This window comes from Roseateles sp. GW821-FHT09B06 (genome assembly GCF_059418245.1).
In genome coordinates this window covers 1-18,713 of the sequence record NZ_JBWKPM010000023.1, presented here as the reverse complement: position 1 = coordinate 18,713, position 18,713 = coordinate 1, and the positions used below count along the sequence as shown (strand labels likewise).

Genomic DNA, 18,713 nt, shown 5'->3' with positions numbered 1-18,713 from the left:
TGTTCGCCACGCCGTCGGCCCTGTTGCGCCGGCGCAGCGTGCCGCCCATCCTTGCCATGCAGGCGCGCCGCGCCGCGCGCGTCGTCGACACGCGGGATCGCGCGCCGACCGCCGGCCCCGACAAGGTGATGTCGTGCGCCTTGACCCCCGGTCAGGCGCTGTTCGGGCCGGCGTCGGGCGGCGGCGAGAAGGCCGTGCCCTCGGGCTTCGTCCGCAGCCCCTTCCTGAGGCGCTGCCACGGCAGTTCCGCCGGGTCGGCGATGAACGGCCCCGGGGCTCGCGCCACCAGGATCTCCTCGGCAATGGCGGCGAAGTCGGCCCGGAAATGCACGGAGCTCTTGTTCACCAGGATCTTCATGGTCTCCGGGTCGATGCCGACCGCACGGTACATATTCCTGTCCAGCAGCTGCGCCTTCGCCGAACTCACCGCGACGCGCACCCCGCCGATGCGCAGGCGCGCCATCGGGCCCATGTCGGCCGCCTTGCCGTTCATCATGGGGCCGCCAAAGACGAACCTGCCGTCGGAGAGCGCCTCGACTTCGTAGCTGGCGTGAAGCGGCTCGTCGCCTTCGACCTGGGGGCATCCGCCGAGCCCGATCTCGATGCGGCCGCCCACGCCGGCCCGGTGCGCCGCCGCTGCCGCGGCAGGGTCGCAGATGATGCCGATGGCAGCGTCCTGCGCGTCGAACTTCAGGAGCGAGCGCAGCATCCCGGTGGTGTTCGCATCGCCGCCAACGCCGGGGTTGTCCTGGGTGTCCGCGATGATCACCGGACGGGAGGCCGTCGCGGCGATCTGCATGGCACGCTGCACCGCCCGGTCGGGCTCCTCGAACTGGACGGCCCATTGGGCTTCCGGCGCGCATGCCCGGGAGAAGATGGTGTCGACGGCCTTCCCGATCGCCACCTTGTCGAAGCCATAGCCCCAGACGACCGGACCGCATTCCGGAAAGTCGGCGGCCGGAAAGCCCGGCGCGAAGGACAGCGACAGCAGGCCTTGCCGCTCCAGCGCCTCGAGCAGCTCGTACATGCCGCGCGCGGGCTGCATCACGGTCGACATGCTGTTGACCGGAATCAGGAAGGGCAGCCGCCGGGCCACGAGATGCGCGGGCCGATCGGCATCGGCGAGCGTGAGCAGGAGCTCGCCCGCCTTGCGGCCGGTCTCGGCCATGTCGACATGCGGATAGGTACGGTAGGCCACCAGGCCGTCGGCCAGCGCGAGCATCCTCTCGGTGACGTTGGCATGCAGGTCGAGCGATGCCACGATTTTCATCCGGGGCCCCACCAGCGCGCGGATGCGCGCCAGCAGTTCGCCCTCGCCGTCGTCCAGGTGCTGCGCGACCATCGCGCCGTGGAGATCGAGATAGATGGCGTCGAAGGCCGCGCTTTTCACCGCCGCGACGATCTCGCCGGCGATGCGCTCGTAAGCATCGGTCGTGACATGGGCCGAGGCGCCGGCACCGGCCCAGATGACGGGCGTGACGGTGTGCCCGCGCTCGCGCACGAAGTTGATGAAGCCGCTGACCGGCAGGTTGACGTTCAGAAGGCCGAAGAGCTCATCGCCACGCACCATGGCCGGGAAGTCTTCGCCGCGCACGAAGCTTTCATAGCTGGCCATGGTGGGGGCGAAGGTGTTGGTCTCATGCTGGAAACCGGCAACAAGGATGTTCAAGGGGAGCCTCCTTCTGAGGGATTCGGGGTTCGGCGCCGGGCGTCGGCGGCTTCACTGCGGCGTCAGCTTGATCGACCGTGCCATCTTTCTGAACTTTTCGGTCTCGTCCTCATAGAACTTCGCCGCGTCGGCCAGTGATTGCGGCTTCATCGCCTGCACGCCGGAGGGTTGGAGCGCTCGCGCCATCTCGGGCGAGCGGATCGCCTCCTGCGAGGCCTCCAGCAGCAGGCGCTGGCGATCCGCCGGAATACCGGTCTTGGCCATCACGGCCAGCCAGATCGAATGCACCAGCTCGCTCTTCTGCGCGATGCCCGATTCGGCGATCGCCGGCACGCCCGACAGCGTGGGCATGCGCTGCGTGTCGAGCACGCTGAGCGCCTTGATCTTGCGGGTCTCGAGCATCTGCGTCGAGGCGCCGAGGTTGGGCAGGATGGTGAAGTCGATGCGCTGGCCGATCAGGTCCTGCATCATCGGCGTGGCGCCCTTGTAGGGCACATGCACCAGCTTGGCACCGGTGGTCTGTGCCATGTACTCGGAGACGATGTGGTACATCGAGCCATGACCCGGGCTGCCGAAGGTCAGGCCGGCGGCGCCGGGCTTGCCGCTTTCGGCAATGAGCTGCTCGAGCGAGGTGAGGGGCAGCTCGCTCCTGGCCATCACCACCAGGGGGTGCGTCGAGATCGGCGCCAGCAGCGCGAGGTCTTCGGGCTTGTACTTCGCCGAGGCATTCGCAAGGGGCGCGAGGATGGCCTCGTTGGGCGATCCCATGATCAGCGTATAGCCGTCGGAGGGGCGGCTCAACAGCCGCTGCACCGCCAGCGCGCCGCCGGCGCCGGGGAGGTTCTCGATGATGAAGGGCTGGCCGAGCCGCTTTTCCATCATCACCTGCATGGCGCGCGCCAGCACGTCGGCGGGGCCTCCCGGGGGAAAGGCGACCAGCATGGTCACCGGCTTCGAAGGAAACGCCTCGGCGGCAAGCGCGCCTTGACCGCCGGCGGCGAGTGCGAGGGCGGTGGCCGCCAGCGCTCTCGGGCCGCGATGGCGCAGGGCACCGGCCATGGCCTTGATCCAATGGGTGAGGGGCAATCTGGTGAGGTGTCGCATCTCGGCTCCTTTGCAAGATGCGACAAATTCTTTGGCTTAGGATCTGTTCGAGCAATAGCAATCTTTTGACTACTTCGTTGCCTATGGAGCAACGCAGCCTCCGGAGTCCGGCATGCGCGAAATCAATCAGAAAAGGCTCAAGTACTTCCGCGAGGTGCTGGAGCACGGCTCGATCCGCGGTGCGGCGGATGCGCTCAATACGGCCCCGTCCGTCGTCACAAGGCAGCTTGCGCTGCTGGAGGAAGAGCTGGGGCTGCTGCTGTTCGAGCGGCGGGCGCGGGGCGTCGTGCCGACCGACGCGGCCGTCCATCTGCTCGAGTACTGGCGAGGCTGCCAGGCGCACCAGGAGCAGTTCTCGGAGAGGCTGCGTGCCATCGAGTCGATGGACGCGGGGACCGTCAGGATGGTGGCGAGCGAGGGCTATATCGACGGCCTGCTGGGCGAAGTGGTGGCGAAGTTCTGCGCCGCGCATCCGAAGCTCTCCGTCATGCTCGACGCCGTGCCCGCTGACGAACTCATCGGCGAGCTCGTGAACGACCGCGCGCACATCGGCCTGGCCTACAACCCGCAACCCGACCGACAGCTGGAATTCGTCGCCAGCGCGGCCGCGCCGGTAAAGCTGCTGGTGAGGGCGGGGCATCCGCTGACCGCGGTGGCCGGCCCGCTTCAGATCCGGCAGATACTGGACTTCCCGCTGGCCCTGATGCCACCGGCCTACGGTGTGGGCAGACTGGTGGAGCTGCTGGAGTACGCGGAGCATGTGAAGCTGCATCCGACCCTGCGCAGCAATTCGGTCGCGGCCCTCAAGAGATTTGTGCGCGAGACCGATGGCGTGACGTTCGTCGGCGCGGGCCTCGCCGCGGCGACGGAGATTGAAGCGGGTCACCTGGTGGCGCTCGAGCTGTCCCATCCGCTGTGCCGGAAGGCGAAGGTGAGACTGGTCATCCGCCATGGCCGGCCCCTTCCGCTGGCCGCCGGTCGGCTGCTGATGGAGATTCGGCAGAATTTCTCGGTATTCAATCGCCGCTGACCTCGCTGCAAGCCCCAACTGGCCGGTGCCCATCGCCCGCGCCCGGGAAACCGCGCGGGAAATGCCGCGGCGTCAACGGCCCGGCCGGCCCTAGTCCGACGCCGCCCGCGCCAGCACCGCCCGCGTCGCCGCATCGGCCGGGAAGAAATGCTCGACCCGCAGCGAGGCCACGGTCACGTCCAGCGGCGTGCCGAAGGTGGTGAAGGCCGAGAAGAAGGACAGCGGCTCACCGGTGGATGAGCGCAGCCGCGTGTGCAGCAGCGGCGTCACCGGCGCGGGCGCGGCCAGCCGCGGCACATGGGGCTGCAGCTCGGCCAGCAGCGGCCCGAGCGCCGGCACATGCTGGGCCTCGCTGCTAGCGCGCTGCCACAGCGCGGCGCAGACCTCCAGCTCGTTGACGCACAGATGGCGCAGGCCGCCGGGCTGCAGGCAGGCGCGCAGGAGGTTGAAGTCCTGCTCCAGCAGGGCCGGGTCCACGCCCAGCAGGCGCATCAGCCCGCGCAGGCCCTTGTTGGCCATAACGAGGTTCCAGGCGCCGTCGATCACCAGGGCCGGCGCCGGGTCATGTGCGTCCAGCAGATGCGTCAGCGCGGCGCGCACCGGGGCCATCTCGGGGTCGTCCAGGCTGGTCTCGCGGTAGGCCGGCGCGAAGCCGGCCGCGAGCAGCACCCGGTTGCGCTCGGCCAGCGGCGCGTCCAGCGCATCCAGCACGGCGATCAGCATCTCGCGGCTGGCGCGGGCGCGGCCGGTCTCGATGCAGCTGAGGTGGCGCTGCGAGACGCCGACGCGCAGTGACAGCTCCAGCTGGCTGATGCGGCGCTGCGTGCGCAGCGCGGCGAGGGGGGAGGCGGTGTTCATGAGTCCCGATGCTAGCGGGGGCGGGTCTTGCGGCAATGACCTGACAGGTCATTGCGAGCCCGCGCCTGGATCTCGTCAGCGCCGCGCAAGCCGGCCGTGGATGCGGTCGGCGCGGGTCTGACGCGTGCGGCCCGATGCCGTGGGCCCCGGGGCCCGGCTCAGTCGACCGCCTCGGACGGCAGCGGCCGCCGATGCGCCGCGAACTGGGCCAGCGCCACGCCGCCCAGCGTGACGGCGGCGGCCAGCAGCTTGATCGCGGTATAGCGCTCGCCCATCACGGCCCAGGCGGACAGTCCGGCGATCGGCGGCATCAGGTAGACCAGCGGCGCGGTGCGCGCGACGCCGCGCTGGGCGTTCACCCAGCCCCAGGCCAGCCAGCCGACGAAGCCGCTGGCCACCACGGCCCAGACGGCGCCCAGCCACAGCCAGGGCGAGAGCCCGGCCCAGTCCACCCGCAGCGCGGCCGGCGCGCTGTACAGCAGCACCGGCAGGCTGGCGATCAGGGTCACATGGCACATCACCAGCACGCCGCCATGGCGGGCGATCAGCGGCTTGCTGGCCACCGTGTAGTAGCTGAACAGGGCCGCGGCGAACAGCAGCACCAGGTCGCCGCCGCTGGCGGTCCAGTGGCCGCCCAGCAGCTTGTCCGACATGAACAGCAGGGCGCCGCAGCCCGCCACCGCGACGCCGGCGATCTGGGCACGGCTCAGCGTCTCCAGCCCGCTGATGCGCAGGATCAACAGGGTGAACACCGGTCCGCAGGCCAGCAGCACCGAGCTGGAGAAGGCGGTCGACCAATGCACGCCGTAGCTGGCCAGCGCCAGGTGCAGGCCCTGGCCGATCAGGCCCAGGCGCGCCAGCGCCCGCCAGTCCCGGGCCGGCAGGCGCGGCCAGGCCCGGCCGTAATGCCACAGCAGCAGGCCGGCCGCGCAGGCGGGCATCAGCAGGTAGCGCAGGAACAGGAAGCCCTCGGGGCCTATGGCCTGGAACAGGGTCTTCTGCAGCGGGAAGTTGAGGCCCCAGACCAGGATGGTCAGGAGGCCGACCCAGAGAGCCTGGGCAGCGCGTTTGCTGGGCATGGCCCGATCTTGCCGCAGCGCGCCGGCGAGCGGGCGAAAAAAGACCCCGCCGCGCTCGCGCGCCGCACGGGGTTGGAGGGGACCGGTTGAGCGCTGGGGTTCCACCGGGCGGAGCCCGAGGATCCGGCTTTGCCGGTCCTGCGGGCTCGCCCCCTTGAGGGGGCGGAACCCGGACACCCACAGTCCCTGCGGACTGTGGGCGCCTGGCGACGGCCAAGGCCTCCGGCCTTGGCGCGCGCAGCGCGTAGGGGGAGGGCTTTACCGCTCCCGGCGCAGCGTGCCCTGCACGTTGTTGGCGCTGCCCATCATGAAGACGGTGTAGATGCCCGCACTCTGCACCGGCAGGCTGGAGACGCTGTACAGCGGCGTGCCCGAGGTGGGCGAGCTGACGTTCATCAGCGAGCTCGTGCTGCTGCCGACGGTGGCCACGCCGGAGGCGCTGCCGGGCTGCACATTGGTGGCGATGGCGCTGTAGTCCAGGGTCATGGTCAGGCCGGCGTTCAGGCGGGCCACGGCGTTGACCAGGCGGAACTTGGCGGTGCTGCCGGCGCTGGGCAGGCGGTTGTCGTCGCTGATCACCGAGATCTGCGGCGCGCTCGGCTCGCCCCAGACCAGCACGGTGTAGTCGCTGCCGGCGCTCATGGCCGGGGTGGCCGCGGCCATCGGCACGCCATTCACCACCACCTGCAGCGTCGGGCTGCCGGAATTCACGATCTGGTACTCGCCGATGCTGGGGGCCACCGAGGTGGTCAGCAGGGTGGTGCCGGCCAGGGTGGCGCCGACGCTGGCGTTGTCCGCCACGGCCGCGACCAGGCGGGCGCGCGACTTGGTGGCGCTCTGGGCGCTCAGGCTGCCCTGCTGGGTCACCAGGATGCTGCCCACCAGCACACCGCCCTGGGTGGGGGTGATGACCAGGGTGGCCACCTGCTTGCTGGTCAGCGTGACGCTGGGGATGTCCAGGCGCAGATCGATGGCCTTGCCGGTGCCGGTCAGGCGCACGCGGTAGGTGCCGCTGGCGACGGTGTTGTAGCCGCTGCTGCTGCTGCCCTGCACGCCGGAGATATTCGGCGTGGCGTTGGCCAGGTCGTCGATGTTCTGGGTCAGGTAGACGTCCAGCGTGCCGGCATCGGGCGCCAGGTTCAGCACCAGCAGCTTGCTGTAGTTCTCGGCCGGCGCCTCTTCCTCTTCCTGGAGGATGGTGCTCTTCGTGTTGCCGGACCAGCCGTAGGTGATCAGGCTGTAGTGATTGCCCTTGGTCAGCGTCGGGTAGAGCGAGCTGATGGTCGAGCCGCTGGATTGCACCAGGGCGGTGACGCTGCCGGCGCTGACCGAGCTGTAGCCGCTGGCCGCGCCATAGGCCACGGCGCTGGCCACGCCGGCGTCGTCCACCTTCAGATCCAGCCCGCCGCTGTAGGCGCTGCTCGCGTTGACCAGGCGGATCTGCGCCTTGCCATCATCATCGCTGCCGCCGCCGCCGCCGCAAGCGGCGAGCAGTGACAGCCCGGAAACCATGAAACATGCGGCCAGGCGCTTGAAACCCATTTGAACTCCTTGACGAGAATGGGCGCGATTGGAGAGGGGCGTCGTTGCTGGGCTTTGTCCCCAGGTTGCGACAGATGAAGTTTTGTTGCGGTCGCGCGCATAGCGCCCGCGTTAGCATCCGCCGCCATGAGCGCCTACCCGCACCTTCTCGCCCCGCTGGACCTGGGCTTCACGACGCTGCGCAACCGCGTGCTGATGGGCAGCATGCACACCGGGCTGGAGGACGGGCGCAAGCATTTCGAGCGCATGGCGGTCTATTTCGCCGAGCGCGCGCGCGGCGAGGTGGGGCTGATCGTGACCGGCGGCTTCGCGCCCAATATCGAGGGCTGGGCCAAGCCCTTCGCCGGCACCCTGGCCACGTCCGGCGCGGCGCGCCGCCACCGCATCGTCACCGACGCCGTGCATGCCGAGGGCGGCAAGATCGCGCTGCAGATCCTGCACACCGGCCGCTACGGCTACCACCCGCTGTGCGTGGCGCCGTCGCGCATCCAGTCGCCGATCTCGCCCTTCACGCCGCGCGAGCTCAGCGCGCGCGGCATCGAGCGCCAGATCCGCGCCTTCGTGCGCTGCGCCAGGCTGGCGCGCGAGGCCGGCTACGACGGCGTCGAGCTGATGGGCTCGGAGGGCTACTTCATCAACCAGTTCCTGGTCGCGCATACCAACCAGCGCGACGACGCCTGGGGCGGCGCCTACGAGAACCGCATGCGCCTGCCGCTGGAAGTTCTCGCGCGCATGCGCGAGGCGGTGGGGCCGGACTTCATCATCATTTACCGCCTCTCGATGCTGGACCTGATTCCGGGCGGCAGCAGCTGGGACGAGGTCGTGACCCTGGGGCGGAGGATCGCCGCCGGCGGCGCGACCATCATCAACACCGGCATCGGCTGGCACGAGGCGCGCATCCCCACCATCGCCACCAGCGTGCCGCGCGCCGGCTTCGCCTGGGTGACGGCCAAGCTGCGCGCGCAGCTGCGCGCCGAGGGCATCACGACGCCGCTGATCACCAGCAACCGCATCAACAGCCCCGAGGTGGCCGAGAGCGTGCTGGCCGACGGCAGCGCCGACATGGTCAGCATGGCGCGGCCCTTCCTGGCCGACGCCGAGTTCGTCAGGAAGGCGCGCGAGAACCGCGCCGACGAGATCAACACCTGCATCGCCTGCAACCAGGCCTGCCTGGACCATGTGTTCGTGCAGAAGATCGCCAGCTGCCTGGTCAACCCGCGCGCCGCGCACGAGACCGAGCTGCGCATCCTGCCGCTGGCCGCCACGCAGGCGCGCAAGAAGCGCATCGCGGTGGTCGGCGCCGGCCCGGCCGGCCTGGCCGCGGCCACCACGCTGGCCGAGCGCGGCCATGCGGTGGAGCTGTTCGACGGCGCCGCGGTGATCGGCGGCCAGTTCAACATGGCCCAGCGCATTCCCGGCAAGGAGGAATTCCGGGAGACGCTGCGCTACTTCGGCCGCCGCCTGGAACTGACCGGCGTGACGCTGCGGCTGAACCGGCGCGTCGCGGTCGCCGACCTGCTGGGCTTCGACGAGGTGCTGCTGGCCACCGGCGTGACGCCGCGCGATCCGCGCATCAAGGGCCAGCAGGAGGGCATCGCGCGGGGCCAGGTCTTGAGCTATGTGGACGTGCTGCTGCGGCGCGCCCCGGTGGGCGCGCGCGTGGCCATCGTCGGCGCCGGCGGCATCGGCTTCGACGTCGCCGAGTACCTGGCCGAGGTCGGTGCCGAGCAGGGCCATTCGCTGGCGCTGGACGCCGCGGGCTGGCGCCGCGAATGGGGCGTGACCGATCCCGAACAGCAGCGCGGCGGCCTGGTCCGGCCCGAGCCGGCCGCGCCGGCGCGCCGCATCACGCTGCTGCAGCGCAAGGCCGGCAAGCCCGGCGCCGCGCTGGGCAAGACCACCGGCTGGATCCACCGCGCCGCGCTGAAGATGAAGCAGGTGGAGATGCTGTCGGGCGTCAACTACGAGGCGATCGCGCCCGAGGGCCTGTGGGTCAGCTACGGCGAGCAGCGCCGCGACGCCCAGCTGATCGAGGCCGACACCATCGTGCTGTGCGCCGGCCAGGAACCGCAGCGCGAGCTGGAGGCGCCGCTGCGCGCCGCGGGCCTCAGCGTGCACCTGCTGGGCGGCGCCGACGAGGCCGCGGAACTCGATGCAAAGCGTGCAATATTGCAGGGAACCCGTCTCGGCGCGCGCTTGTAAAGCTGGTCAACCTCAAGTAGCGCCGCCACACTGCCGATTCGCCGAGCACGAGGGAACACCCGGCTGTCATGGGTGCCAGACAACAAGGGGTCGGTGGATGACTCCGCCCCGAGGCGGACGCCGCGACGATCCGAGGCCTTGACCACCCGATGGACCATTTTCGCCGCCTTGCCGGGCCGCTGAGCTTGAGTTGTCTCGCCGCCGCATGGGCGGGGCCGGCCCATGCCGGGCCGCTGCCGGGCGAGCCCGGCGCCTGGCTGCTGGGCTTCAGCCTGCTGGGCACGCTGGCCATGGGCGGCGGCCTGGTGATACTGCGGCGGCAGCGCCGGCGCCTGAAGCTGCGCCGCGCCCAGCTGCAGCGCGAACGGCGCGAGCGCATCCGCCTGGCGGCCCTGCTCAATGCCATCCCCGACGGCGTCTACTTCAAGGACGCGGACGGCGCCTTCGAGGCCTGCAACCCGGCCTTCGAGCGCCTGGTGGGCCGCAGCGAAGCCGAGCTGCAGGGCAAGCGCGACGAGGAGCTGCCCCAGGCCCTGCCGGCCGAGGGCCGCGCCTGGACGCGCAGCACCGAGGGCCTGCGCCTGTGCCTGGACATGCAGCAGGCGCCGGTGCTGGGCGGCGACGGCGAGCGCCTGGGCACGCTGGGCGTGGCGCGCGACATGACCGAGCTGCAGATCGCCCTGGACGAGCTGCGCCGCGCCGCGATGGTGTTCGAGCATTGCGCCGAGGGCATCCTGCTGTTGGACGCCGAGGCCCGCGTGGTCGATGCCAACCCGGCCTTCTTCCAGATCACCGGCCTGGACCTGCGCGATCAGCTCGGCCGCCTGCCCCAGCCGCTGCGCCCCGGCGAGCAGGCGAGCGAGCTGCAGCAGCAGATCTGGCAGGCGCTGGACGAGGCCGGCAAATGGTGTGGCGAGCTGGCGCTGCGGCGCCGCGACGGCGAGCCGGTGCCGGTCTGGGCCACCCTGGTGCGCGTGCCGCCCAGCAGCTCCAGCCCGCTGCAGCACCTGCTGGTGCTGACCGACATCTCGCGCATCAGGCAGACCGAGGCCGAGCTGCTGCACCAGTCCTTGCACGACCGCCTGACCGGCCTGCCCAACCTGGCCCTGCTGCGCGACCGCATCACCCGCCAGATCAGCATCGCCCAGCGCGACCACACCTGCGTGGCCCTGCTCTACATCGACCTGGACGGCTTCCGCGAGGTCAACGACATTGCCGGCCACAGCGCCGGCGACGAGGTCATCAAGGTCACGGCCGAGCGCTTCATCAATGTGGTGCGGGCCAGCGATTCGGTGGCGCGGGTGGGGGCCGACGAGTTCGTCGTCGTGCTCTCGGGCCTGGTGGACGAGGAGACCTCGATGCGCCTGGGCGACCGCCTGATCCAGGCCATGGACGAGCCCATCGTCGTCGGCCAGCAGCGCTTCAACCTGGGTGCCAGCATCGGCCTGGCCATCTACCCGACCGACGGCACCGATGTCGACGAGCTGCTGCGCAACGGCGAGGCCGCGATGGTGCGCGCCAAGCTGGAGGCGCGCAACAGCGTGCAGGCCTACCGCCCCGAGCTGACCCAGGCCGTGCAGCAGCGCTTCGAGTTGACCCATGCGCTGCGCCTGGCCAACGAGGCGGCGCAGTTCCGCATCGAATACCAGCCCCAGGTGCGCCTCGCCGACGGCCAGCTGGTGGGCGCCGAGGCGCTGCTGCGCTGGCGCCACCCGACGCGCGGCCCGATCTCGCCGGCCGAGTTCATCCCGCTGGCCGAGGACACCGGCCTGATCGTGCCGATCGGCCGCTGGGTGCTGCAGGAGGCCTGCGCCCAGGCCGCGCGCTGGCAGGGCCAGCCCGGCAAGCCGCAGCAGGTGGCCGTCAACGTCTCGGCGCGCCAGCTGCGCCAGAGCGACTTCGTGCAGACCCTGGACTACATCCTGGCCGAGACCGGCTGTCCGCCCCAGGCCCTGGAGCTGGAGGTCACCGAGAGCCTGCTGCTGGAGGATGCGGAGGGCGCGATCGAGCTGCTGACCGAGCTGTCGCAGCGCGGCGTGCGGGTCGCGATCGACGATTTCGGCACCGGCTATTCCTCGCTGTCCTACCTGAAGCGCATGCCGGTCAGGACCCTGAAGATCGACCGCAGCTTCGTCTCCGAGCTGGGCAGCGATGCCAATGTCTCGGCGATCGCCCGCACCGTGATCGTGCTGGCGCGCAGCCTGAACCTGGACGTGCTGGCCGAGGGCGTCGAGACCGCCGAGCAGGCCGCCTGGCTGCTGCGCGAGGGCTGCGACTGGGCCCAGGGCTGGCACTACGGCCGGCCGATGCCCGCCGAGGACTTCCAGTTCACGCCGCCGCCGCCCGAGCCGCGCCTGGCGCGGCCGCGGCATCTGCAGCTGGCGTAGTACTCGCCCACCCCCTACGGCCTGCGGCCGCCCCCTCAAGGGGGCGAGCCCGGCGGCCCGGCGGAGCCGGATCCGCGGGTTCCGCTGAGTTGGCCGGGCCATCTTGCGGCGGCCGTTAGCATCGCGGCATGTTCGACGCCACCACCCCCCTGCCGTTCTGGCATGTGCTGACCCGCCTCGGCGAGGCGCAGATCCTGCTGCCCCTGGTCGGGGCGGCGGCGCTGTGGTTGTGGCGGGCGGCCGGGCAGGGGCGGCTGGCCCTGCGCTGGCTGGGCGCCATCGCGGCGGTGGCGCTGCTGACGGCGCTTAGCAAGCTGGCCTTCATGGGCTGGGGCCTGGGTTCGGCACGCTGGGATTTCACCGGCATCTCGGGCCATGCGATGTTCGCGGCCGCCAGCCTGCCGTCGCTGGCCTGGGTCGCCCTGCTGGCGCGCGGGGTGCGGCGGCGGCGCTGGGTGGTGGCGGCGGCCTTCCTGCTGGCGGCTCTGGTGGCCTGGTCGCGCGTCGAGGTGAGGGCCCACTCTCCATCCGAGGCCTTGATCGGCTTTGCTCTGGGGGCCCTGGCCAGCGTCTGGGTGCTGCGCGGCGCGCCGGCCTTGCGCCTGGCCCTGCCGCTATGGCTGCCGGCCGGCTTGGCGGCGGCGATGCTGCTGCTGCCGCTGTCGGCACCGCGCTCGCGCAGCCATGAGCTGATGATGGAGCTGTCGCGCCAGCTCTCGGGCCGCGGCCAGGTCTACACGCGCCAGGACCTGCACCGCCGCGGGCCTGCCGATCTGCCGGCGCGGGTCAGTGCAGCCGCGCGGCGGGGGCCGGGAACCACAGGGCCAGCACCGTCTCGTCCGTCTCCTCGCTGATCTCCAGGCCCTGGCGCAGCTCGTAGCTGGAGGCGTACCAGCCGCAGCGCGCGCCCGGCTCCAGCTCTTCCAGCAGCAGGGCGATGGCCTGCTGCTCGGCGGCGGCGGTCTGGTCTTGGCGCTGGGTTTGCATGATGGACTCCATGGGTACTGCCTGTGATGAGTCCAGTTTGGTCGAGCGCCGGCGGCTCTCCCATCACACCCAGGGAGGGACGATGGGGGAGGGCGGGGGGATAGGGGTCGCCCTCACACTCCCTCGGGGGACGGGCCGCATCTGATCTTGAAGGCGACAAAAATGAGCTCAGATCGGCAGGGCGCTGCTGTGCTTCACCTCCTCCATCACGGCATAGGTGCGTGTCTCCCGCACCCCCGGCAGGGTCCAGATCACGCTGCCGATGAACTCGCGGTAATGGCCCATGTCGGCCACCCGGGTCTTCAGCAGGTAGTCGAAGCCGCCGGCCACCAGATGACATTCCAGGATCTCGGGCCGGGCCTGGACCGCGGCCTTGAAGTTGTCCATCACGTCATGCACCGTGCGGTCCAGCAGGATCTCGATGAAGACCAGCATCGAGGCCCCCAGTTTGGCCGGGTTCAGGCGCGCCTCGTAGCCCAGGATGTAGCCCTCGCGGGTCAGGCGCTTGACCCGTTCCAGCACCGCGGTGGGGGAGAGATGTACCGCCTCGGCCAGCTTCAGATTGGAAATGCGCCCATCGGCCTGCAGCACGCGCAGAATGCGGGCATCGATCTTGTCGAGTTCGTCGGATGACACTGGATTTTTCTCGGCTCAGCTTCTGATGTTTGGAATTTAATCCAAGACGAGGACGAATAAATTTCCGGTCTTCACTAGTGAGGATCCCTCCCATGAGCGCTTTCGTCCTGTCGCCCGAGTCGGCCCGCCTGCCCCAGCCCTACCGGGACGAGATCCCGCTGGTGCGCGAACTGGCCGCCGGCGTGGCGCTGGACTGGCCGGCCGTGCTGCGGACCGCCGGTCCCTGGGTGGAACAGGTGCGCGCCAACCCCGCGCCCTTCTGGGCGATGGAATCGCTGCTGCGCGAATACCCGATCACCAGCGCCGAGGGCCTGGCCCTGATGCGCCTGGCCGAGGCCCTGCTGCGCGTGCCCGACGCCGAGACCGCGATCGCGCTGACCGCCGACCAGCTGGGGCGGGCCGATTTCGATGGCGGCTCGGGCCGCACGAAGGATGGGGCCCCTTCCCCATCCGGCCCGCACAAGATGCTGGCCGGCCTGGCCGCCAGCGCGATCTCGCTGTCCAAGAAGTTCCTGCCCGGTGCCGAGGCCGACAGCGGCCTGATCAAGCGCCTGGGCGCGCAGACAGTGGTCGCGGCCACCGTGCGCGCGATCCAGCTGCTGGGCCGCCAGTTCGTGCTGGGCCGCAGCATCCAGGAGGCGATGGGCGAGGCCGACGGCGCGCGCAAGGTCCAGCGCCAGCTGAGGTTCTCCTACGACATGCTGGGCGAGGGCGCCCGCACCGAGCACGACGCCGAGCGCTACCAGGCCGCGTACATCAACGCGATCAAGGCGATCGCCGGCGGCCGCCAGGCTCTTCCTGCCGATGTCGGGCCGGAAGGCGCGGACGGCATTTCGATCAAGCTCAGCGCCCTGTTCTCGCGCTACGAGGTGCTGCAGCGCGAGCGCGTGTTCGCCGAGCTGCTGCCGCGCGTCTGGCAGCTGATCGAGCTGGCCGCCCAGGCCGATATCAACCTGACCATCGACGCCGAGGAGGTGGACCGGCTGGAGCTCTCGCTCGAGGTGCTGGATGCGCTGGCCGAGCGTATCGCCGGCCGTTACCCGCAGTGGCGCGGCTTCGGCCTGGCGGTGCAGGCCTACCAGACCCGTGCCCGCGCGGTGGTCGACGAGGTGGCGCGAATAGCGCGCAAGCATGGACTGCGCTTCATGGTGCGCCTGGTCAAGGGCGCCTACTGGGACGGCGAGATCAAGCGCGCCCAGGAGCTGGGCCTCTCGGCCTATCCGGTCTACACGCACAAGCAGCACACCGACGTCTCCTATCTGGCCTGCGCCCAGGCCCTGATCGGCCATGCCGACGTGATCTACCCGCAGTTCGCCAGCCACAACGCCGGCACCATCGCGGCGATCCTGCAGATGGCCAGGGCGGCTGGCCTGGACGCCCCTTCCGGGGCGGGGGCGGGAGCCAAGTTCGAGATGCAGCGCCTGCACGGCATGGGCGAGGGGGTCTACCGCGAGGTGCTGAAGGATCCGAGCATTCCCTGCCGCGTCTACGCGCCGGTCGGCGAGCACCGCGACCTGCTGGCCTACCTGGTGCGCCGTCTGCTGGAGAACGGCGCCAACAGCTCCTTCGTGCACCAGCTGGCCGATGCCGAGGTCAAGGTCGACGAGCTGCTGGCCTCACCGCTCGCCCTGGTGCAGGCCCAGGGTTCGCTGCCCCTGCCGGCCGCCATCCTGGGCGCGCGCCGCAACAGCAGCGGGGCGGACCTGACGGCGCCGGGCGAGCGCGCGCCCATCGTCGCGGCGGTGGCCGCCGCCCGGGTCGAGGCCGTGCCCGAGGCCGGCGCCGCCGAGGTACGGGCCGCGATGGAACGGCTGGCCGCCGGTTTCCCGGCCTGGAATGCCCGCCCCGTCGCGGAACGCGCCGCCATCCTGCGCCGCGCCGCCGAGCTGCTTGATGCGCGCCTGGCCGAGTTCTGCGGCCTCTTGGTCAGGGAGGCCCACAAGACCGCCGGCGACTGCATCGCCGAGGTGCGCGAGGCGGTGGACTTCCTGCGCTACTACGCCGATGAGGCAGAGTCGCAATCCGAGCTGCAGGGCCGCGGCGTGTTCGTCTGCATCAGCCCCTGGAACTTCCCGCTGGCGATCTTCGCCGGCCAGGTGGTCGCGGCCCTGGTCGCCGGCAATGCGGTGGCCGCCAAGCCGGCCGAGCAGACGCCCTTCGTCGCGCTGAAGCTGGTCGAGCTGCTGCATCAGGCCGGCGTGCCGCCGGATGCGCTGGCGCTGCTGCACGGCCCGGGCGAGATCGTCGGCGCCGGCCTGGTGGCCGACGCGCGCACGGCGGGCGTCTGCTTCACCGGCTCGACCCAGGTCGCGCAGATCATCAACCGCACGCTGGCCGCCAAGTCCGGCGCGATCGTGCCGCTGATCGCCGAAACCGGCGGCATCAACGCGATGCTGGTCGATTCCACCGCTCTGCCCGAGCAGGTGGTCGATGCCGTGGTGCAGAGCGCCTTCCGCAGCGCCGGCCAGCGCTGCTCGGCGCTGCGCCTGCTGTGCGTGCACGAGAGCATCGCCGACGGCCTGATCGCGATGCTCAAGGGCGCGCTGCAGGAGCTGTGGGTCGGTAGGCCCGAAGAGCTGGCCACCGATGTTGGCCCGGTGATCGACGACGAGGCGTTTGAAAACATCCAGCGCCATGTGGCGCGCCTGAAGCGAGAGGCCCGCCTGATCGCCGAGGCGCCGATCCACGACGCGCTGCCGCGCCTGGTCCGCCCGGTGGCCTTCGAGATCGGGAGTGTTGGCGAGCTGGGCCAGGAGATCTTCGGCCCGGTGCTGCATGTGCTGCGCTGGGGCGGCGAGGCGGATGCCGTGGTCGATCGGATCAACGGCCTGGGCTACGGCCTGACCCTGGGTATCCAGACCCGCATCGACAGCCGGGCGCTGCGTCTTGCGGACAAGGCCCGCATCGGCAACGTCTACGTGAACCGCAACATCATCGGCGCCGTGGTGGGCGTGCAGCCCTTCGGCGGCGAGGGCCTGTCCGGCACCGGCCCGAAGGCGGGCGGACCCAGCTATCTGCGGCGCTTCGCCGCGCCGGCGGGCGCGGCCCTGCCGGCGCGCCCGTCCGACGGCGCGGTGGTGGCCCTCGCGGCCGGCGATGCGACGGCGGCCGCGGCCGTTGCCGCGCTCTGCGCCGAACTGCGCCCGGCCTTCCGGACCTGGAGCGCGCAGCCGCTGTCCGAGCGCGTCGCCGCGCTGCGCCAGGGCGCGAGGAACGGCCTGCTGGACGGCGCCAGTGCCGCCACGATCGCGGCCCTGGCCGCCGCCGCCGAGCAAGACCTGGCCCCGCTGGTCCTGCCCGGCCCCACCGGCGAGAGCAACGAGCTGCGTCGCCATGGCCGCGGCATCTTCCTGGTGCTGGCCACCGGTGCCGGCGCGCCGGCCCTGGCGGCGGCGGTGGTCGGCGCCCTGCTGGCCGGCAACGGCGTGGCCCTGCTGGTCGACGAGCGCGGCGAGGCGCCGGCGCAGACCCTGCTGGCGGCCCTGCCGGCGTCGGCCCCGGTTCGCATCGCCGGGCGTGCGGACGCACAGCTGGGTGCCTGGCTGGCGACGACCGAGTTGGCCGGCGTGGTGGTCGCCGGCGAGGGCGCGCTGAGCCGCGCGCTGCAGCGCCGGCTGGCCGAGCGCCCCGGCGCCATCCTGCCGCTGATCGAGGCCGCCGAGGCGCTCGATCCGCGCCAGCTCTACCGCTTCGCGGCCGAGCAGACGCTGACGATCAACACCGCGGCGGCGGGCGGCAACGCGGCCCTGCTGGCCGGCCTGCACTGAGGCCCGCGGCACCGGGCCCGGCCGGGTTAAGCTGCCGCAGCCGAACCGGGAGCCTGGTGAACCCCGTCCCGGCCTGCCGCCCGAGTCCTGGACAATAGCGGCCTCGTATCCGCATCACCGAAGAGACGTTTGCATGACCGACGCTGCCAGCAACAACAAGCCCCCGCTGCCCGACCACCTATCGATCGACCCACGCAGCCCGCATCATGTGGCCGCCGTGTTCGAGCACGACATCGGCATCCGCTTCAACGACAAGGAGCGCTTCGACGTCGAGGAATACTGCATCAGCGAAGGCTGGGTGCGCGTGCCCGCGGGCCGCACCGTGGATCGCAAGGGCAATCCGCTGATGATCAAGCTCAAGGGCAAGGTCGAGGCCTTCTACAAGTAAGCTAGCGGCCAGCCCCCCGGACCTCCCCACCGTTCGCATGTACGCCCCCTTCTTCGGCCTGCAGCACGAGCCCTTCTCGATCGCGCCCGATCCTCGCTACCTGTTCATGAGCGAGCGGCACCGCGAGGCGTTGGCGCATCTGCTCTACGGCCTGCGCGGCGGCGGCGGCTTCGTGCTGCTGACCGGCGAGATCGGGGCGGGCAAGACCACCGTGTGCCGCTGCTTCCTGGAGCAGATTCCGGCGCAGTGCAACGTCGCCTACATCTTCAACCCCAAGCTGACGGTGCTGGAGCTGCTGCAGACGGTCTGCGAGGAATACCGAATCCCGCGCGAGCCGCTGCCGGCGGGCGGCAGCGAGACCGCGAAGCATTGCGTCGACCGGCTCAACGCCTTCCTGCTGCAGACCCACGCGGCCGGCCGCAGCAATGTGCTGATCATCGACGAGGCGCAGAACCTGGCGCCCGAGCTGCTGGAGCAGCTGCGGCTGCTGACCAATCTGGAGACCAGCGAGCGCAAGCTGCTGCAGATCATCCTGATCGGCCAGCCCGAGCTGCGCAGCATGCTGGCGGCCCCGCAGCTGGAGCAGCTGGCCCAGCGCGTGATCGCGCGCTTCCATCTGACGGCGCTGTCCGAGGCCGAGACCGCGCAGTACGTGCACCACCGCCTGGGCGTGGCGGGCAGCGTCGGTGCCGCCGCGCTGCCCTTCGACCGCCAGGCGCTGCGCCAGGTGCACCGCCTGTCGCGCGGCGTGCCGCGCCGCATCAACCTGCTGTGCGATCGCGCGCTGCTGGGCGCCTATGCCCAGGGCCGCAAGCGCGTCGACCGGCGCACCCTGGCCCGGGCCGCCGCGGAGGTGTTCGACCAGGAGGCTGCCCGGCAGGCGGCGGTGCCGGCACGGCGCCACCGGCGCCTGGGCTGGGCCCTCGGCGCCACCGGCGCGGTGGCCGCGGCCGCCGTGTTCGCCCTGGCCATTCGCACGGTAGGCGGGGCGCAGGACGGGCCGGCCCTCGCAGCGCTGGCGCCTGCCGTGGCGGCCAGCGCGGCCAGCGCGGCCATAGCGGCGG

The 18,713-nt window shown here is 71.1% G+C and carries 14 protein-coding genes; 7 read left to right on the top strand and 7 right to left on the bottom strand.

What is annotated here, in order from left to right; translation table 11 throughout:
* Positions 1-151 precede the first annotated feature (151 nt).
* Together AC07OQ_RS18055 and AC07OQ_RS18050 are read right to left on the bottom strand one after the other, a co-directional pair.
* Complete coding sequence (locus tag AC07OQ_RS18055) at positions 152-1,669, bottom strand: M81 family metallopeptidase (protein WP_495054522.1); 1,518 nt, start codon at positions 1,667-1,669, stop codon at positions 152-154.
* Between the two features lie 51 nt (positions 1,670-1,720).
* Complete coding sequence (locus AC07OQ_RS18050) at positions 1,721-2,773, bottom strand: tripartite tricarboxylate transporter substrate binding protein (RefSeq protein WP_495054521.1); 1,053 nt, start codon at positions 2,771-2,773, stop codon at positions 1,721-1,723.
* Positions 2,774-2,885: 112 nt separating this feature from the next.
* Between AC07OQ_RS18050 and AC07OQ_RS18045 the strand changes: the two genes are divergently transcribed.
* A complete protein-coding gene (locus tag AC07OQ_RS18045; protein WP_495054520.1) occupies positions 2,886-3,803 on the top strand; it encodes a LysR family transcriptional regulator in 918 nt (305 codons plus the stop codon).
* Positions 3,804-3,893: 90 nt separating this feature from the next.
* Here AC07OQ_RS18045 and AC07OQ_RS18040 read toward each other — a convergent pair whose 3' ends face one another.
* The 3 genes from AC07OQ_RS18040 to AC07OQ_RS18030 all read right to left on the bottom strand — a co-directional run bounded on the left by AC07OQ_RS18040 (position 3,894) and on the right by AC07OQ_RS18030 (position 7,282).
* The gene (locus AC07OQ_RS18040; RefSeq protein ID WP_495054519.1) at positions 3,894-4,661 is read right to left on the bottom strand and encodes a helix-turn-helix domain-containing protein; all 768 of its coding nucleotides are present in this window, start codon (positions 4,659-4,661) and stop codon (positions 3,894-3,896) included.
* Positions 4,662-4,819: 158 nt separating this feature from the next.
* Entirely contained in the window at positions 4,820-5,740 is a 921-nt protein-coding gene (locus AC07OQ_RS18035) for a DMT family transporter (protein ID WP_495054518.1), read from the bottom strand.
* Positions 5,741-5,998: 258 nt separating this feature from the next.
* Positions 5,999-7,282: a DUF4397 domain-containing protein gene (locus AC07OQ_RS18030; RefSeq protein ID WP_495054517.1), complete on the bottom strand. Its 1,284-nt coding sequence runs from the start codon at positions 7,280-7,282 to the stop codon at positions 5,999-6,001.
* A gap of 126 nt (positions 7,283-7,408) precedes the next feature.
* On the opposite strand from AC07OQ_RS18030, the gene AC07OQ_RS18025 reads away from it, so the two are divergent.
* The 3 genes from AC07OQ_RS18025 (at position 7,409) to AC07OQ_RS18015 (ending at position 12,725) form a co-directional block, all read left to right on the top strand.
* Entirely contained in the window at positions 7,409-9,484 is a 2,076-nt protein-coding gene (locus AC07OQ_RS18025; RefSeq protein ID WP_495054516.1) for an oxidoreductase, read from the top strand.
* 149 nt (positions 9,485-9,633) lie between these two features.
* Positions 9,634-11,871 (top strand): putative bifunctional diguanylate cyclase/phosphodiesterase, encoded by a 2,238-nt coding sequence (locus AC07OQ_RS18020; protein ID WP_495054515.1) that lies wholly within the window; start codon positions 9,634-9,636, stop codon positions 11,869-11,871.
* A gap of 128 nt (positions 11,872-11,999) precedes the next feature.
* Positions 12,000-12,725, top strand: coding sequence for a phosphatase PAP2 family protein (locus AC07OQ_RS18015; protein ID WP_495054514.1), 726 nt, complete (start codon positions 12,000-12,002; stop codon positions 12,723-12,725).
* On the opposite strand, the gene AC07OQ_RS18010 is transcribed toward AC07OQ_RS18015, so the two are convergent.
* Both AC07OQ_RS18010 and AC07OQ_RS18005 read right to left on the bottom strand, forming a co-directional pair.
* Positions 12,658-12,858 carry a hypothetical protein gene (locus tag AC07OQ_RS18010; protein WP_495054513.1) on the bottom strand — a complete coding sequence of 67 codons (201 nt, stop codon included), beginning with the start codon at positions 12,856-12,858 and terminating at the stop codon, positions 12,658-12,660. The genes AC07OQ_RS18015 and AC07OQ_RS18010 overlap by 68 nt on opposite strands.
* A 168-nt stretch (positions 12,859-13,026) precedes the next feature.
* Positions 13,027-13,494 carry an Lrp/AsnC ligand binding domain-containing protein gene (locus AC07OQ_RS18005; protein WP_495054512.1) on the bottom strand — a complete coding sequence of 156 codons (468 nt, stop codon included), beginning with the start codon at positions 13,492-13,494 and terminating at the stop codon, positions 13,027-13,029.
* A gap of 92 nt (positions 13,495-13,586) precedes the next feature.
* Between AC07OQ_RS18005 and AC07OQ_RS18000 the strand changes: the two genes are divergently transcribed.
* From AC07OQ_RS18000 to AC07OQ_RS17990, 3 genes are all read left to right on the top strand, one after another.
* Positions 13,587-17,261: an L-glutamate gamma-semialdehyde dehydrogenase gene (locus AC07OQ_RS18000; protein WP_495054511.1), complete on the top strand. Its 3,675-nt coding sequence runs from the start codon at positions 13,587-13,589 to the stop codon at positions 17,259-17,261.
* A 133-nt stretch (positions 17,262-17,394) separates the two neighbouring features.
* Positions 17,395-17,649, top strand: a complete 255-nt coding sequence (locus AC07OQ_RS17995; protein ID WP_495054510.1) for a DUF3297 family protein — start codon at positions 17,395-17,397, stop codon at positions 17,647-17,649.
* A 37-nt stretch (positions 17,650-17,686) separates the two neighbouring features.
* Positions 17,687-18,713 (top strand): ExeA family protein (locus tag AC07OQ_RS17990; protein ID WP_495054509.1); only part of this gene is annotated, 1,027 nt, incomplete at its 3' end.

Bases quoted from the DNA above. Each gene is read 5' to 3' on its own strand.
- AC07OQ_RS18050 (WP_495054521.1), bottom strand. From the start codon at position 2,773: ATGCGACACCTCACCAGATTGCCCCTCACCCATTGGATCAAGGCCATG.
- AC07OQ_RS18045 (WP_495054520.1), top strand. From the start codon at position 2,886: ATGCGCGAAATCAATCAGAAAAGGCTCAAGTACTTCCGCGAGGTGCTG.
- AC07OQ_RS18040 (WP_495054519.1), bottom strand. From the start codon at position 4,661: ATGAACACCGCCTCCCCCCTCGCCGCGCTGCGCACGCAGCGCCGCATC.
- AC07OQ_RS18035 (WP_495054518.1), bottom strand. From the start codon at position 5,740: ATGCCCAGCAAACGCGCTGCCCAGGCTCTCTGGGTCGGCCTCCTGACC.
- AC07OQ_RS18030 (WP_495054517.1), bottom strand. From the start codon at position 7,282: ATGGGTTTCAAGCGCCTGGCCGCATGTTTCATGGTTTCCGGGCTGTCA.
- AC07OQ_RS18025 (WP_495054516.1), top strand. From the start codon at position 7,409: ATGAGCGCCTACCCGCACCTTCTCGCCCCGCTGGACCTGGGCTTCACG.
- AC07OQ_RS18020 (WP_495054515.1), top strand. From the start codon at position 9,634: ATGGACCATTTTCGCCGCCTTGCCGGGCCGCTGAGCTTGAGTTGTCTC.
- AC07OQ_RS18015 (WP_495054514.1), top strand. From the start codon at position 12,000: ATGTTCGACGCCACCACCCCCCTGCCGTTCTGGCATGTGCTGACCCGC.
- AC07OQ_RS18010 (WP_495054513.1), bottom strand. From the start codon at position 12,858: ATGCAAACCCAGCGCCAAGACCAGACCGCCGCCGCCGAGCAGCAGGCC.
- AC07OQ_RS18000 (WP_495054511.1), top strand. From the start codon at position 13,587: ATGAGCGCTTTCGTCCTGTCGCCCGAGTCGGCCCGCCTGCCCCAGCCC.
- AC07OQ_RS17995 (WP_495054510.1), top strand. From the start codon at position 17,395: ATGACCGACGCTGCCAGCAACAACAAGCCCCCGCTGCCCGACCACCTA.